This is a genomic window from Pseudoalteromonas sp. Bsw20308 (assembly GCF_000310105.2).
In the GTDB taxonomy this organism is placed as follows: Bacteria; Pseudomonadota; Gammaproteobacteria; order Enterobacterales; family Alteromonadaceae; genus Pseudoalteromonas; species Pseudoalteromonas fuliginea.
Window position 1 is genome coordinate 133,993 of the sequence record NZ_CP013138.1, and the last position, 16,374, is coordinate 150,366.

Annotated in this window: 11 protein-coding genes; 7 read left to right on the forward strand and 4 right to left on the reverse strand. The window is 39.2% G+C overall.

The genetic code is table 11. The features are described from left to right. The 3 genes from D172_RS00540 (at position 1) to D172_RS00550 (ending at position 5,013) form a co-directional block, all read left to right on the forward strand. Positions 1-534, forward strand: a complete 534-nt coding sequence (locus tag D172_RS00540; protein ID WP_007377395.1) for a PH domain-containing protein — start codon at positions 1-3, stop codon at positions 532-534. After that, positions 527-2,074 carry a PH domain-containing protein gene (locus D172_RS00545; protein ID WP_007377396.1) on the forward strand — a complete coding sequence of 516 codons (1,548 nt, stop codon included), beginning with the start codon at positions 527-529 and terminating at the stop codon, positions 2,072-2,074. The genes D172_RS00540 and D172_RS00545 overlap by 8 nt, the downstream gene beginning before the upstream one ends. Before the next feature lie 122 nt (positions 2,075-2,196). Beyond that, on the forward strand, positions 2,197-5,013 hold the full coding sequence (locus D172_RS00550; RefSeq protein WP_007377397.1) for a TolB family protein: 2,817 nt from the start codon (positions 2,197-2,199) through the stop codon (positions 5,011-5,013). Between the two features lie 87 nt (positions 5,014-5,100). Here the strand turns inward: D172_RS00550 and D172_RS00555 are convergent, their stop codons facing one another. Continuing rightward, positions 5,101-6,234: a PepSY-associated TM helix domain-containing protein gene (locus tag D172_RS00555; RefSeq protein ID WP_007377398.1), complete on the reverse strand. Its 1,134-nt coding sequence runs from the start codon at positions 6,232-6,234 to the stop codon at positions 5,101-5,103. Between the two features lie 289 nt (positions 6,235-6,523). Here D172_RS00555 and D172_RS00560 point away from each other — a divergent pair, with 289 nt between their 5' ends. Both D172_RS00560 and D172_RS00565 read left to right on the forward strand, forming a co-directional pair. Further along, positions 6,524-7,138 carry a PQ-loop repeat-containing protein gene (locus tag D172_RS00560; protein ID WP_033015705.1) on the forward strand — a complete coding sequence of 205 codons (615 nt, stop codon included), beginning with the start codon at positions 6,524-6,526 and terminating at the stop codon, positions 7,136-7,138. A 72-nt stretch (positions 7,139-7,210) separates the two neighbouring features. After that, positions 7,211-7,999: a PhzF family phenazine biosynthesis protein gene (locus D172_RS00565; RefSeq protein ID WP_007377400.1), complete on the forward strand. Its 789-nt coding sequence runs from the start codon at positions 7,211-7,213 to the stop codon at positions 7,997-7,999. Between the two features lie 69 nt (positions 8,000-8,068). Here the strand turns inward: D172_RS00565 and D172_RS00570 are convergent, their stop codons facing one another. Continuing rightward, on the reverse strand, positions 8,069-10,576 hold the full coding sequence (locus tag D172_RS00570; protein WP_007377401.1) for a zinc-dependent metalloprotease: 2,508 nt from the start codon (positions 10,574-10,576) through the stop codon (positions 8,069-8,071). A gap of 289 nt (positions 10,577-10,865) precedes the next feature. Here D172_RS00570 and D172_RS00575 point away from each other — a divergent pair, with 289 nt between their 5' ends. After that, entirely contained in the window at positions 10,866-12,044 is a 1,179-nt protein-coding gene (locus tag D172_RS00575) for an efflux RND transporter periplasmic adaptor subunit (protein ID WP_007377402.1), read from the forward strand. A 14-nt stretch (positions 12,045-12,058) separates the two neighbouring features. Beyond that, positions 12,059-15,214 carry an efflux RND transporter permease subunit gene (locus D172_RS00580; RefSeq protein WP_007377403.1) on the forward strand — a complete coding sequence of 1,052 codons (3,156 nt, stop codon included), beginning with the start codon at positions 12,059-12,061 and terminating at the stop codon, positions 15,212-15,214. 116 nt (positions 15,215-15,330) lie between these two features. Here D172_RS00580 and D172_RS00585 read toward each other — a convergent pair whose 3' ends face one another. Both D172_RS00585 and D172_RS00590 read right to left on the reverse strand, forming a co-directional pair. Beyond that, positions 15,331-15,783 (reverse strand): c-type cytochrome, encoded by a 453-nt coding sequence (locus tag D172_RS00585; RefSeq protein ID WP_007377299.1) that lies wholly within the window; start codon positions 15,781-15,783, stop codon positions 15,331-15,333. A gap of 92 nt (positions 15,784-15,875) precedes the next feature. Then, the gene (locus D172_RS00590; protein ID WP_007377300.1) at positions 15,876-16,346 is read right to left on the reverse strand and encodes a DUF2721 domain-containing protein; all 471 of its coding nucleotides are present in this window, start codon (positions 16,344-16,346) and stop codon (positions 15,876-15,878) included. Positions 16,347-16,374 lie beyond the last annotated feature (28 nt).

Consider the following 16,374-nt stretch of genomic DNA (forward strand, 5'->3'; position numbering starts at 1 on the left):
GTGTTTAGCAATCAACAAATAATGGATTTACCAAAGCATAGTGATATTAGCTTTAAGCCATTGGCTGATAAAGCCTTATTACATACACAGCTTAGCTCGCTTCTGTTTTATGTACCGCTAATTGGAGCGCTTATTGCTGTTTGTTATTTTAATAAAGCCTTTGCTAATAATGCACAAACGTATTTGCTAATTGGTATGCCAATTTTGGTGGCCGTATCTATGGCGTACAACATAATAAGTGTGAGGCTGCGAGGTTTTGCAGTGCGAGATCATGACATTGCTTTTAAAAAAGGCGTTATTTGGCAACAAGTGACGGTATTACCTTTAGCACGTGTACAGCATATGGAAATACACCAAGGGCCAATAGAGCGAAAACTTAGTCTTGCGAGCATTAAATTATTTAGCGCTGGCGGTGTAAGTGCCGATTTACAAATTAGTGGGCTAACCCATGATGATTGTAAAAATATGCGCCAATTTGTACAAAATTACCGTCAAGACGACGCAACTACTCAGGCAACTTTAGTCGATGAGTAATACAATTATCGAAGATAAAGCGAGCCCTATTTACTGGCAAAAAGTATCGCCCTGGGCACTTTTATACTTTGTTGTGCACTTTAGTGTGCGGTTTGTAAAAGATGGCCTTTTAAACTTACTGCCTATGCTTGTGGTGTTTGTTACTCAAGTAGAAAATAAATTATTTTGGGCACAGGTTGCAGGCGGTATTGCACTAATTTTGCTACTTGTTTACTCATTTTTATATTATTTAAATTTTAAGTTTAGTATTAGTAGCGACAACGAAATATTGCTTAACAAAGGTGTATTTAAAAAAGAGCGACTTACGCTTAAATTTGGCCGCGTGCAAAACGTTAATATTGCCGAGCCGTTTTATTTTACCCCCGTAAACTTAGTTAATTGTATTTTTGATGCCGCAGGCAGTGTGTCACAAGAAGTTGTTTTACCTGGTGTTACTCAAGATTACGCACAGCAAATGCGTAAACAAATATTTGATTTTAAAGCGCAGCAACAGCAAGAAATACAAAATACTGAACAAAGCGAAACAGACACTATCGAAAACAGCCTAAGCATTAGTAATAAAGAAATAGCCAAATTTGGTTTAATGTCGAATATGGCTATTTTAGCAATCGCTGCTGTTGCCCCTTTTATAAACCTGATTGTTGATTTTTTAGAGAAGCAAATTATTGCGAAAGTAGAAGGCTTTTATCAACAAGAGCTTGGTATGCTGGCAAGTGCTGCTACTTTTGCGATGATCACCTTAATTGTTTTGCTAGTTTTGGTCGCTGTGATGCTATCGGTGACTATGTCGCTTATTCGTTTTTATAACTTTGAGCTTTATTTTAAAGGTCAAAAGTTTAAACGTATTGCTGGCTTGTTAGAGCGCCATCAGCTTTCTATGAGCATGGACAAGGTGCAATCTATTGTTATTAAACAAAACCTAATGGGGCGATTACTAAAGCGATTTACCGTGGAGTGTTTACAAGCAAGTAGCGGTGGAATAGCAGCCAGTGTTGCAGCTAAAAAAAATAAACAAACGTTAGTATTACCCGTATTAAATAGCGAGCAAGTTGATAGTGTATGCCAGTGGATTTACCCGTGGTTTAATAGTAAAAAACTCGCTTTTAAGCGCGCAGAACGAGCGCTTTTGTATAAAAATTTAGGCTTTTATTCATTGTTACCCAGTGCACTCGTGTTTGGCTTTTGTTTTATTGCTGATATTAATACTTTGATTAGCCTTGGTGTTTTGGTGGTGCTTTCTGGCTTGGTAACTTTATCGTATCAGCGTTATGGTTATTACATGCATGAGGATAATGGCCGATATTACATGGTTGTACGCAAAGGTATGATTGGCGTTCATTACCGTGTTTTTGAGCTTTATAAAGCGCAAAGTGCACGCAGTATAAGTACGTACTTAATGAGAAAATCAGGCTTAAAAAGCCTGTATATACAACTTGCTTCGGGCTTTGCATTTATGCCCTATATAAAGCAGCAAGATGCTGACTTTATTATTGATTTTACAATCAAACAGATTGAGTCAGATACTCGCAGCTGGATGTAAATCACCCTAATAAAACATGTGTAAATACTCATTTTCACATGTTTTATTACACTTTCTTACTGCCCATGAAAGACATTTAATAATACTCTAGATGGTATTAAGGAATTCTTTTAGGGACGCTCATGAAAAAAACACTTATCGCATCAGCTTTATTACTAGCAGCACCGAGCTTTGCAGCCGATTGGCAAACTATTCATACCGAACATTTTAATGTTCACTACAGTGTTGAGCATGCTGATTTTGCTAAATCAACTGCAGCAGAGCTTGAAATAGTACGCACCAAAGTGCTTGAGCAGCAAAACCGAGCACTTGATAAAACAGTTGATGTAGTGGTGTTTGATCCCCTAAATGCGGCAAATGGCTTTGCGCTACCTACCTCAAATAATCCTGTAATGGCGCTTTTTACAACCCCACCACAATCCGACACCGTTATATCAAACAGCGCTGGCTGGCAGCAGTTACTTGTACTGCATGAATATATTCACTTAGTACACTTAGCACAGCCAACACGCAATGACTGGCAGCAAAAAGTACGTGGCATATGGGATTTATACGACTTAACTTACAGTGATACACCGCGCTGGGTAGCCGAAGGTTATGCCACGTTGATTGAGTCTAAAATGACGGGCCGTGGGCGTTTATTTGATAACTACTCAGAGTCAATACTGCGAGAATTTGCTCAGCAAGGTGCTTTGCCAACCTATGGGCAATTAAATGGCGAGCAGGGCTTTATGGGCGGCTCAATGGCGTATTTAATGGGGAGCCGCTTTTTAAATTGGCTAGAGCAAAACTATTCAGAGCAAACACTCGATAGTGTTTGGACGCGAATGCAAGGCGTAAAAACGCGGGATTTTGATGAGGCATTTGGCGGTGTGTTTGGGCAAAGTGCAGCCAAGCTATATCGTCGATTTATAGCTGAATATACCTATAAAGCAATGCAAATAGAGCAAGGGGAGGTGTTACTTAATAGTGAACTTTGGCTTGAGCTTAATTTATATGCAAGTAACCCCGCACTTTCAAAAGATGGTAGTAAAATTGCAATTGTTGAGCGAGATAAAGAGAGTAATACCAAGCTTATAATTTATAGCACTTATGACAACATTAAAGCGCAAGAAGAGTTTACTAAAGCGCAAAAAGAGCTACTCGAAAATGATGCACAAGACATCCCCGATACAGCGCCAAGTGTATTTAAGCGCGAACAAAAACAAGTGCTTAATCAAATTAACCAAGCCGGTATTGCAAACCCTCAATGGGTAAATAACACAACGTTATATTTTAATGCGTACAGCAATGAAGAGTCGGGTATTTATAACAAAGTGTCTGACATATTTAGCTATAACACTGACACTGGAAATATTACACAACTCACCGAACTTGCTGGTATACGACGATTTAGCGTAACCAGTAACGGTGAAACCTTATATGGCGAGCAAATAAGAGATGGCTACTCTGAATTAGTAAAGGTTGATCTAAATACGCAAACCATTACACCATTATTTACAAAAAGCCTTGAGACAACTTACGATTACCCAATACTCAGTCTTGATGAAACGAAATTAGCTTATTTATCAACGTCATTAAATGAAAACTGGCAATTGTATATACAAGGTGTAAACGGCGAGCAACAGCAACTAGTACCTATGCCAAACGGGTATCAATATTTAAGTCAGCCAAGCTTTAGCCATAATGGCGAGTCACTTTACTTTGTTGCAGGTTTAAATAGCTCCACCGATATTTATAACTACAACATAGAGAGTAAAACACTCACCAAGTTAACCCAAGGGCAAGAGGCCGTTGCCCACCCAATTGAAATGGCTGATGGCTCGTTACTCTATTTGTCGATAACCGCAGATGGGCCAAATATAAAAACACTGCCAAAAGCTATAAAGAGCACTGTAGTTACTGAATTTTCGGCTAACAAAAAAGCACCACTGCTAATTGTAAACGAACATACGCTTCCAAAAGCTAAAATATATACGCACCAAACAACGCAGCAGACAAATTACAACGTACTCGATCAGCACGCTACTTTTGCACTAGGAACGCAGTATTATTCGGCTTCTACCAGTTTGTTAGATTTAAGCATTAAAAGTAGCGACTTATTAAAGCAGCTCGACTTGCAAGCGGGATATAGCACTGATTTACACGATGGAGCACTGCACGGTGGTTATGTGCAGGCAAAATATAATGCGCTTGATGTAAAACTGAAACTTGCACTGTTTGACTATGATTTAAATACATCGCGCCAGTACCAAGCAAGTTTAAATACCGACATAGATGCCCGTGGTGGTTTTGCTGCAGTAAGTTACCCAGTTAAATTTGGGCAGCTAAGTTTAACGCCAGAGATTGCCTACAATTACACTGATTATAAGATAAGCCATAAAAGTTGGACGCGTTTAGGCGTTGCTCAAAATTGGCAATATGATCGTCAAGATTTTGCGATAGGCCAAAGTGTTTATGCGAGTTGGTACGATGGCAGTAGTAAAAGTAGTAATTGGCAAGGTTACGATTTAGCCGCCAAAATTTTTGGTAAGGCGTTTGGTATTCCTCTTTATGCAAACTTTGATCAAAAACAGCGTGATGACAATAGCCTTGCATTAGGTGGTTTTAGATCAAATCTTATTAATCAGCAACAAAGTAGTGAACATGTACTTTCATCTGATCTGCCCTTTTACAGCGCAACTGCAAAGCGCTATCAAGGCTACGGTGGCGGCTTTAGCTTTAAAGAAGGCATGCCGTGGCTTTATTATAAGCAACATCAACTCGACGACACCGTATACGCACAAAGCTACGGCTTAAAATACCAAGGTGATTTTAGTTTTGGGATGGGGCCTGCGGGCGTAAATGATTTAACATTTAATATGGGACTGTCGCGAGTAGAAGGCGACAGTTTTGAAGATGAAATGCGTGCTTGGCTGAGCTTCTATTATTCGCTTTGAAGCTATTAAATGTATGGGAATTCAGGCTAAGTTACTTGCTACTCTCTAAGGGCTGTAACTTAGCCTGAAATTCTTAACTTTTTATAATCAAGCACTTGCCGTACTGCGTTTACTTAAGCGATTTTTTTGTGACTGTTTTTTACGTTTTCGGCGGGTAAACCATAAGTAAAAGCCGGTTCCGGCTAGCCATACTGGACTTAAGCCAATTACACACCACAGTATTTTACTAGTAAGACCTGCAAAATAACCAAAGTGAAGTTTTCTGAAGCTATCAATTACTTGCCAGCCAATACCAACTTCGCGAATATCCCAGTTGACCATGTGGTCACCAGTCAATTTATTGTAGGTAACAGTATTGGCGTATTCACTGGCAAGCGGGTTGGCAGTTTTAACTTCTCCAAATACGGTAATATTTTCATCCGGTTCTAATGGCATAACCAAAAAAGTGCTATTAAAAGTAGTTATTTGTTGTTTGCTATTATCTAAAATATCTTGAAACGAGATATCTGCGCTATGTAGCTTTTTGGTTAGCACAAAATGTTCTTCTTCTGCGTGCTCTATTACTTCGTGATACCAAACAGCCCAGTTAAAGTAGCCACCTGTAATCGCTAAAATAATAATGATAGGGGAGCCAATAACACCGGTCATTTTATGGATATCGCTAAGGACTATTTGTAGTGTCGCACGCCAGCGTACACTAAACAGACGTTGCCAAAACTTGCGATAAATAATGAGGCCTGTAATGCCTAAGATTAATAAAAACAAAGCAAAAAAGAAGCCTAAAACAGTACCTGTTTGCCCAGGTAAACTTTTTAAGTCATTTAGTAAAAATGTGTAATGTAGTTCTAAAAACCAATCAGTAAAGTAATGGCTAGTGCCTACTGGCTCCGATAAAATATCACCTGTGTACTGGTTTAAATGAAACTTATACCATTGCTCTGTACCGCGTTTAACTAAGTAAACCCGATCAGCAGTATCATTGTTAAAAATCTCCCAGCTACCCACTAGATACTCAGGGTAAGCATGTTCTGCTTTAGCGATTAATTTATCGATTGCTATACGCTCTGGCAACGCTTTTACAACAAAGTGACTATCAGGCATAAGTAAGCCATCTATTTCACTTTTAAAAACTAATACACTGCCTGTAATACTAATGACAATGAGTGGAATGATTGCAATAAGGGCAATCCAGCTGTGGATCTTAAAAAGTATTTTTCTCATGGATGGTTTTATATGCAGTAGCTAATGACCTGCGCATGATAACAACTATCATTTTTATTTGTAAGTTTCAGTAATGAATTTCAATAAAACAAACAAACTGTGAACTTAATTCTACGGTTTTTGTATACTCAGCTTGCCAGTACCTAAAATAAGTTTTTGCTATTTAGTTGAGTTAAATTTACGCGGCTCTACAATGCCGCGCTCATAGTAAAAGCCTTTTAAAACATATGTTTAATAAATGTTTTTATTTCCATTTCTAGTTAACATTTATGTAACGAGTGAGGTTGCTTTGGCGCATTATTTGCCTATATTGTCTTCTTTTATTTTGGTTTTTAGTTTTTTACCACTACTAAACAAAATTCGAAAAAATCGTAGTGTCTCAGGTTTATCACTATTGATGATGACGTTTGGGTTAGCGCAAAGCCTTTATTTTATAACCTACAATATTTACTTTGAGCGCTATTATATTGCATTACCATTTATTGTAACCGGTGCGTTAAGCGGGCTTATTTTGTATTTTTTTGCACGTTTCAACGCAGCTAAACGAGAGCGTGTACAGCTGGTTACTATGTTAGGTTTTTCGTTACTGCCTTTTTCACTGCTTTTGAATTCAAACCTCGATACTGCAACGGTATTAAGCGCTTTAACGTATGTTGGCCTTGTGATGAGTTCGGTACGTGTTATGCCGCAAACTTATAAAACATTGCGTACGGGTAATGTAAGTAATTTAAGCGCGCGCTACTTTAGCTTGCAGTTTATTGCTGGTATTTGCGGCTTAGTTGTTGAGCTTTCAAATGCAGCCACAAGTACTGCGCACTTACTTATGTTTATTATGTTGTTGCTTACAAACGCTGTGCAATTTGGCTGTATGCAATATTATAGAGTGCGACCTGTAATGGCTTAAAGCTAAAATAAAAGTGCTAATTGAGTTTAGGTGTGGCAGTTTTAAGCTATTAATCATTACAAAGTTTAAACAATGCAATTAACTATTCATCAAATTGATGCGTTTACGAATGAGTTATTTAAAGGTAACTATGCGGCAGTGATCCCATTGAAATCGTGGTTAAGTGACGATTTAATGCTAAAGATTGGCGCTGAGAATAACGTATCTGAAACTGCTTTTACTTGCCTGCAAGACGATGGTAGTTTTATTATTCGTTGGTTTTCGCCGTTAATGGAAATCGATTTTTGTGGTCACGCCACACTTGCGGCTGCCTATGTTTTATGTGAAGAGCATAACATATCGCAAATTCGCTTTATTGCTGATGCGGTGGGCGAGCTAATCGTTAATAAAAACGCTGATGGCAGCTTTGCAATGACCTTTCCAAAACAAGCACCGGTTGAAGTGCAAAATGTGCCGCAGCAACTGCTTGATGGCCTGTCTATACAACCGAGTAAAGTGCTTAAAAATCGCCAAGCCTACTTTGTTATTTATGAAAACGCCGATCAAATACTTGAATTAAAAACTAGCTCAGAGCTTTTAAAAATGCTTTATCCACTTGATGTAGTGGCCACTGCTCCAAGTGCTGAATATGATTTTATATCTCGTTATTTTTGGCCTGCAAGCGGTGGCGACGAAGATTATGTAACAGGCTCTATTCATACTGGCTTGGCACCTTACTGGGCGCAGCAATTGGGTAAAACTACGTTAAGCGCTTATCAGGCTTCAAGCAGAGGCGGGTATTTACTATGTGAAGTGGGTGATACAACCGTCACCTTAACGGGGCATGCTGTAAGGTATTTAAAAGGCACTATTTATATTTGATCTGTGAATTAAGTTATAAAAAAGGCCACGTTAAACGTGGCCTTGGTTTACTCAATTATGAGAGATATTTTATGCTTCTAGTGCTTTTGCAATTAAGCGATCAATATATTTTTTATGCGCTTTAGTTGCTGTATCTGCACCCCAAGCAGCACTGGTATCGGCTATTTGAGTTAGCTGATATAACGCAGCTGTTTTAGCTAAGTTATCGTACTTACTTGCTTTGCCAAGACCTGCAATTGCGATTAGCTGATTAACATACTCAATTTGTAAGTTGTGACTAATAGAATTTGCGTCTTTGCTTTTCACAAAAATATTAGCGGTTAAATCTTGCATAAACTGAGTTAGGCTATATTCATTGCCGTACAAAGCAGTATCAGAAATACGCAGTAATACGGCTGGGTGTAATAGCTGCGCAAGTACAGACTTTTGCATACCTAAAATCATTTTGTGTGCTTTAGGGTCTTCATTTTTACCAAAGTGATTAAAGCCACGACGTTGCAGTTGCAAGTAGCTATATAGAGGTTGCATGTTTTGTAGTACGTCTGGTGCAAATACAAACTTTGCGAGTATATCCATCGCTTGTGTTTGACGCTCAAGAGATACCGGTGTAAATGGTTTATCTGCGTTTGCATCACCCACTACAGCACGCTCAACGTACACACCACCAATTTGGCGAGAAACAACACCCGCTTGAGCTCGGTACTGACCAAACAAGCTATTAGCAGAGGTAACAAGCTGTTGGTAAGACTCGCCTTTAACCGTTGCTTTATCTTTTAGCTCAGTAAATAATTTATTAATTAGCGCCATACGATCTGCGCCATAGGCCGCAGGATTTGACGACAAATCACCAATCATTACACGTGGATCGATATGGCGACCTGGTGCGCGCATATCGTCTGCATCGTTACCAAAGGCAAGGGCATGTTCACTTGAACGAGCAAGTATTTTTTCAAGTCTAGCTTGCTCAGCAGCTTCATCTGTAAGTGCTACGCTGTAGCCATAGTTAATAGCCCAATCATCGTAAGGGCCTGGTTTTGTTTGAAAAATATCACCTTGCTGCATACCAATTGGGGCAATGTTAGCGGGTGCATAATCCATAACAGAACCGGTTACTATACCTTGGGTTTTGTTTTTGTCGTGTACTTCTTTTTCATTCCACAAAATAGATGATTTCATATTGTGGTTAAGACCTAAAGTATGGCCAACTTCGTGAAGTACCAATTGCGTTAAACCTTGGCGAAGCATTTCTTTATCTTCAATTTTGTCGCCGCTAGCAAGACCTTTGGCAAGCATTAGATTTTGTTGAATCTCATGCCCTAGTGAGCAATTTAGCTCACCGGTATTTGTTGTTTCACCATGGCTCATTGTTCCTTGCGTGAAAAGTGTGTCGTAAATCCAGCGGTTTTTCATAAATACAAACTCAAGCATAATGTCTGAGCCCAGTATTTCGCCTGTTAATGGGTTGGCAAGTGCTGGACCGTATCCGCCAAATGGAGGTTTAGGTGACGAAGTCCAGCGCAGTACGTTGTAATTAATATCGCCCGCATCCCAATCTGCATCATCTGGTTGTACTTTTACTTCTAAAGCATTTTTAAAGCCTGCTTTTTCAAAAGAGGTATTCCACGTTAAAACAGCGTCACTAATAGTATCGCGCCATTCAAGAGGTGTGGTGTTTTCTATCCACCAAGTAATTGGTTTTACTGGCTCTGAAAGTGCTGCACTTGGGTCTTTCTTTTGTAGATCCCAACGTTTTATAACATCTTCATAAGGTGCCCAATCGGTAGATGTCATTTGGTCAAATTGATTTGTGAAATAACCAATACGGGCGTCGTCCATGCGCGGCTGGTAATCGTTTTTAGGTAGAGCAACAAACGAGTGCTGCACTTTTACCGATACGCTGCGTGGATCGCTTATTGCATTTGAGCCACGTACCGTTGGGTTTGGGTTAGTAAATACGTAATCAACAACCACGTCTAAGTTATTAGGGTATGGACGCTGTTTAATAATGCGTGATTTTTTATCGTCTAGCTTGCCTACTTTAAAGCGCTTTTTAGCATTTTTATCAGCAGGATTTGGTGTAGGCGATACTTTATGAAGTGCTTCGCTTAAAAACAATTTATTTACGTTGAATGCTATTTTACCGCCTTCTTCTTTTTCTATTTTAATGCTCGCAAGTACCGCTTCACTAATATTGGCATCACTCGCTTTTGAAATTGCACTGTTTTCGTCAAATTTATAGCGAGGTGTTTTACTAATAATATCGATGCGGTCAAAGTATTTTCTAAATTCAATCAACTTGGTTTCGCGGTAAGCTCCGCGATAGTGGCCTGCATCTGTAACGCCATCAACTGTATGGGCAAAATATACAAATGGCGTATCAAGTTGAGACTCGCTAATCACCATAAGGTGTTTACCTGTTTTTTCGTCTTGATAAAGGTTAAATATACCGGCAAATTCGGTTTGTCCTTTGATCATTTCGCTAAGTGTTTTTGGCTCTTTTTCGTCTTTTTTATCGGCTGCAAATGCATGCCCGCCAAGCGCTAAGCTAAGCGCAAGCGTAATTGTGGTTAATTTCATTTTAAAGCTTTTAATGTTTGTTAATTTAAATGGACTGTACGTAAATTAATTTAATTTCGCACATCTTCGCGATGAGTTTTATGAAATTATTGGTAACTCGTTGATATTAAGTAGTTAAAATTTGTAACAAAATATACAAAATGAGGTGAATTACTCTTTTATTTGTTTTTCATCGGCGTAAATAGTTGTAATTTGTCTTTATTTGCAACAGTTACTTACAAATGTCACCTTAATATTTTGTATCGCTCTGGTATTATGATGTTAATAAAATTTTAGGGATAAATAAGATATGCGATCAAATTCACTTAGATGGGTTTTTCCATTCGTCGCGCTTGCTTTAGGTATCGTTGGTTTTATGGCAATTAACGCTATTGCAAAAGAATCAGAAAAAAAAGAAGTTATTGATGCTCGTCCAACGGTGCAAGTTGAGCCTGTGGCAGCAAATGATCACCAAGTTATCATTAATAGCTACGGCGAAGTAAAACCACTTGAAAATACACAGCTTTCGGCGCAGGTGTCGGGCGAGGTGTTAAGTTGGCATCCTAATTTTGTAGCCGGTGGTGTAGTTGCTCGTGGCGAGACGCTATTTACTATTGAAAAAGATAACTATGAAGCTGCAGTACTTGTTGCAGAGGCCGAGCTTGCTCGCGCGCAAGCGGGTTTAATAGAAGAACAAGCTCAAGCTCAAGTAGCCGAAGACGAAGCCAAGCGCTTTCCAAGTAAAGCGCGCACAGATTTATTTTTACGTAAACCTCAAGTGCTCAGTGCACAAGCATCTGTTAAGTCGGCGCAAGCTGCATTAAAGCGCGCGCAACGTGATTTGGATAATTGTGATGTAACAGCCCCTTATGATGCGTTGGTGATTAGCCGAAATATAGGTGTTGGACAATTTGTTACTATGGGTTCGCAAGTTGCTGAACTCAATAATATTGAGACCGCTGAAGTGATTATTCCTATCGCAGGATTCGATAGCGTTTTTTTGCCAGAACGTATTAAAGGCATTACCGCAACGATTATTCAAAAAGGCCTAAACAGCTTTACCCGAGAAGGTGTAATTGACCGCGACCTAGGAATTGTTGATAACGCTACGCGTATGAGCAGTTTAGTGGTGCGTATAGAAGACCCATACGGTCTTAAAAATAAACAACCAGCGATTAAGTTTGGTAGCTACGTACAGATAAATTTTGCAGGTGCAATGCTTAATAATATTTACCGTTTACCGCAAGAGTTAGTTAATAACAAAACCGTATGGATCGTTAATGAAGAGCAGCAACTTGAGCCACGCAAAGTCACAGTTATTCGTGAAGAGGGTGAGTACTTTTACATCAGTGATGGTTTGCAAGCAGATGATAAGTTGGTGATTACTTTGCCAGAATATCCGCAAAAAGGCATGGCTGTAAAAATTGCGGGCCTTCAAGATACTAAAAAAACAGAGGCACTTGAAAATGCTTCCACTGAAAAATTATAAAGGTAGGCTGAGTTATGAGTAACACTGAACTACCAAATACAGCGTCTAACGCTGAAAAACAAACCGGTATTATTGCTTATTTTGCCAATAACTCCGTTGCTGCCAACCTAATGATGATTTTTATTGTGGTGATGGGGATTATTAGCTTTCTAAATATCCAACGTCAAATGTTCCCTAATGTAGAAATTAACTACATTAATATTGAAGCTAACTATCCTGGCGCTTCACCACAAGAAATAGAAGAAAGCATACTTATAAAAATAGAAGAGTCACTAAAAGATGTGACCGAAATTAAAAAAGGCGTGTATCGCGCATTTAGAAATGGCGGTACAGCAAGCCTGGAAATAAACACCGATGCAAAACTTACCGATGTGCTTGATAAAGTAAAGTTACGTGTTGATGGTATAGCAACGTTCCCAGCCGGTATGGAACCGGTCACCATAAGTCAAGTTGAGTTTAGGCAAGATGTAATAGGTATGACGCTTGTTGCTGACCTACCTCTTACTGAGCTTAAGCCTATAGCAAACCAAATAGAGGATGAGTTACTACAGCTATCTAACGTGTCGTTAGTGGTAAACGATGTTCCTCTTGATGAAATAGCAATTGAAATAGAACCCGATACGCTTCGTCAATATAACCTAACCCTTAGTGATGTAATGAATGCAGTGCGTCGTTACTCAGCTAACTTTTCGGCGGGGCAGCTAAAAACAGACGCAGGTGTTATTTCTGTTCGCGTCGAAAATCAGTTTTACTCAGGTGAAGAATTTAGGCAAATACCGGTAAAAATAGGGGCTAATGGCGCTAAAGTGTTACTGCAAGATATTGCCGTGATTAAAGATCAGTTCACTGAAGGTGAGCGTTACTTTAAATTCAATGGTGAAAATGCAGTATATATATCGGTAAAAGCGACTGAAGAGCAAAGTATTATCCCAGTTGCTGATTCAGTAAAAGCATTTATAGAATTAAAAAACAAAGAGCTACCACTGGGGGTTCGTTTAGAGCCACTAATGGATTTTACGTATTACCTAAATGCCCGCTTAGACATGATGGTTACAAACCTCATTCAGGGCGCTATTTTGGTTGCAATTATGCTATCAATCTTTTTACGCTTTAAGTTGGCATTATGGGTGATGATTGGTTTGCCAGTGTGCTTTTTGGGCGCAATGATGATGATGCCATTGTTTGGTGTAACCATTAATATTTTATCACTTTTTGCCTTTATTATGGTGCTAGGGATTGTGGTGGACGACGCCATTGTCATAGGCGAAAGTGCCTACACCGAAATAGAAAAAAAAGGCGGTGGTGTTGTTAATGTGATTAATGGCGCAAAACGCGTAGCAACCCCTGCAACTTTTGGTGTACTAACTACCATTGCAGTATTTGCTCCGTTTACGTTATCTACAGGCCCAGAAAGTGCCTTCTTTTATGGTATAGCAGTGGTGGTAATGTTGTGTTTAGTATTTAGTTTGATTGAATCAAAGTTGATACTGCCAGCCCATATTGCTCACACTCATTTTTCACCAATAAAAGAGGGGGGCTGGCGAGATCGGTTTAATACGCGATTTTTTGGTTTTGTAAATGGCCCATATAAGCGCTTTGTTGTACGTTGTGTTGAATGGCGTTGGTCAGTATTATTTTCATTTATCGCCCTGTTGATCGTGACCTTTGCTTTAATCTCATCAAATCAAGTTCGTACTGGGTTTATGCCAAAAATTCCGCATGACTACCCACAAATAAATCTAGAAATGAATGACAATGTATCAGACATACAAACAATAAATGCTATTCGTGAAATAGAGGCGATGGTGATTGCGATTGATGAAGATACCGAGCGCAAATATGGTCAAAAACTCATAAGAGATATTTTAGTATTTAACCAAGGGCGCACCGAAGCCCAAGTGCTTGTACCTCTTGTTGATGAAAGTGTGCGTCCTTATAACGCGTTTGAATTATCACGCCGTTGGCGCGAAGCCATGCCTGATATTGCCGGTGTTAAATCATTAACCATTTATGATGATGTAAATGGAGGAGGCAGTGACGGCGAATTTGGTTATTTATTATATGGCTCAGATATTGATACATTAAATAATGCTGGTCGTCGCTTTATAGAATTGCTGCAACAGCAAGAAGGTTTGTTTGATATTAGCTCAACAATAGACCCTGCCAGTAAAGAAGTGCAAATGAGCCTAAAACCGGTCGCTTACGACTTAGGTTTAGATTTGGCTTCTATTGCTAATCAAGTTGGGGCAAGCTTTTACGGTGGTGAGGCTCAACGTGTTATTCGCCGAGGCGAGGAAGTACGTGTAATGGTACGTTACCCTAAACTGACTCGAGAGGCATTTTCGTCACTTAAGCATGCGGTTGTTACTACCCCGCAGGGCCGTGAAGTACTGCTTGGCGATGTAGTTGAACTCACTGAAACACCGGGTATTAGTTATATTCGCCGCGAAGGGGGTTATCGTACAGTGTATGTTTATGGCAACATTGATGAGGAAGTGATTGAGCCAAACGAAGTTGTAGATCAAATTAAAGAAAAATTACTACCACAACTTAAAGAAGAGTACCCAAGTGTTAAGTCAGAACTTGGTGGCGCCATTGAAGAGCAACAAGATCAAGCTAATCAGCAGAAGATGTTTTTCTTCGGCGGTATGATTTTGGTGTATATTTTATTAGCCGTACCCCTTAAGAGTTATGCGCAACCACTTATTGTTATGTCGGTGATTCCATTTAGCTTAACGGGAGCAATATGGGGGCATTACTGGTTTGGTTTGGATATAACTTTAATGTCTGGCTTTGGTATTATTGCTGCAGCTGGGGTGGTTATAAACGACTCACTCGTTATGACCGATTATGTGAATCAAGCCCGTAAAGCAGGTGTTAGTATTAAAAATGCTGTAATAGATGCCGGTTGTGCTCGATTCAGACCTATATTACTTACTTCAATCACTACATTTGCAGGCGTATTGCCCATTATGTTTGAAACAAGTTTGCAGGCTAAGTTTGTAATACCTATGGCGGTAGCGCTTGGTTTTGCAGTGATGTTTGCAACATTAATAACACTTATATTGGTACCATGTTTGTATATCATATTAAGCGATATTGGTAACTTGTTTAAGCGCTTGTCGGGGCTTATTAAGCGTATATTTAAACGCAGCCCAGTTAAGGTTTAGTTTAATAAGTAATATATGTATTTCAATAATAGATACAAAAAAGCACGGAACGGTTAACCGTTCCGTGCTTTTTTATTACTTATTGTTACTTCATCAAGCAGCTAAAACAATAATAATTAATCTTTAAATTGTTTATGGCAATCTTTACAGCCTTTAGCCCATGCACCAAAAGCTTTACCGATTACGGCTTTATCGCCTGATTGAGCAGCTAACGCTAGCTTATCTGCATTTGCTGCAAAAGCATTCGCTTTTTCAACGAAGGTTGCATTTTCAGCCCAAACAGCAGCAAGTGCCGCTGTATCGCCTTTATCGGTTCCTTCGTAAAACGCTTCCCATGGCATTTTTGAAAGTGCAGCTGCGTTGTTAGCACGCATTTTAAATTGCTCTGCGTCAAAAGGTACTTTGCCTTTTAGCATTGCACCCATATCGCTTATTTGTACTGAGATCATTGAAAATGCAGCTTGGCGATACTCAATTGCGTCACTTGGCTCTTTAAATGCAGAATTTGCCGATACACTAAATGCACACGTTGCTAGCGCTATTGTTGCTAATACGTTTTTTAATTTCATGTTTGCCCCTGTTGGAAATTTTAATTATTAATTAAGTATATTGTATCTAACATCGTATTTATTCAAGCAAATGCGATGGGTTTAATTAAAATTTAATCGTTTATGTCTATGTCAGCAAATATCATCCCGCGACGCATGCTTCGAGTTGCTAAAAATACCTCGCCAAGTAAAGACATAAAGGCACATATAAGCAATGCCATTGCTGCAACAAAGCAGCAGGCAATTGTAACGCCTAAATTTATAGATTGAATATGTGATAAAAACAACAGCATAACAACGGCACATACAAGCAAAGCACTTAAAACACTCAAGCTAAAAGCGATATGTATACATCGAGAGCGCTTTAAAAGGGCGCGAAGTTCTGTAGCCAGTGATTTATTGAAATCTTCATCTGTACTTACCTTTAACCTGCGTTCTAATTGACGTGCCCTATCGGTAATTCGTGCTAAGCGATTAGATAAAACACCCAGTGTGGCAGCAATCCCGGTTATGAGAAATACAGGAGCCACTGCGGTTTGAATTACTTTAGCCATAGTTAAGATGTTAATCACTTCATTATTCATATTTGTCTCAAAAAGGTCGGTTTGTTTA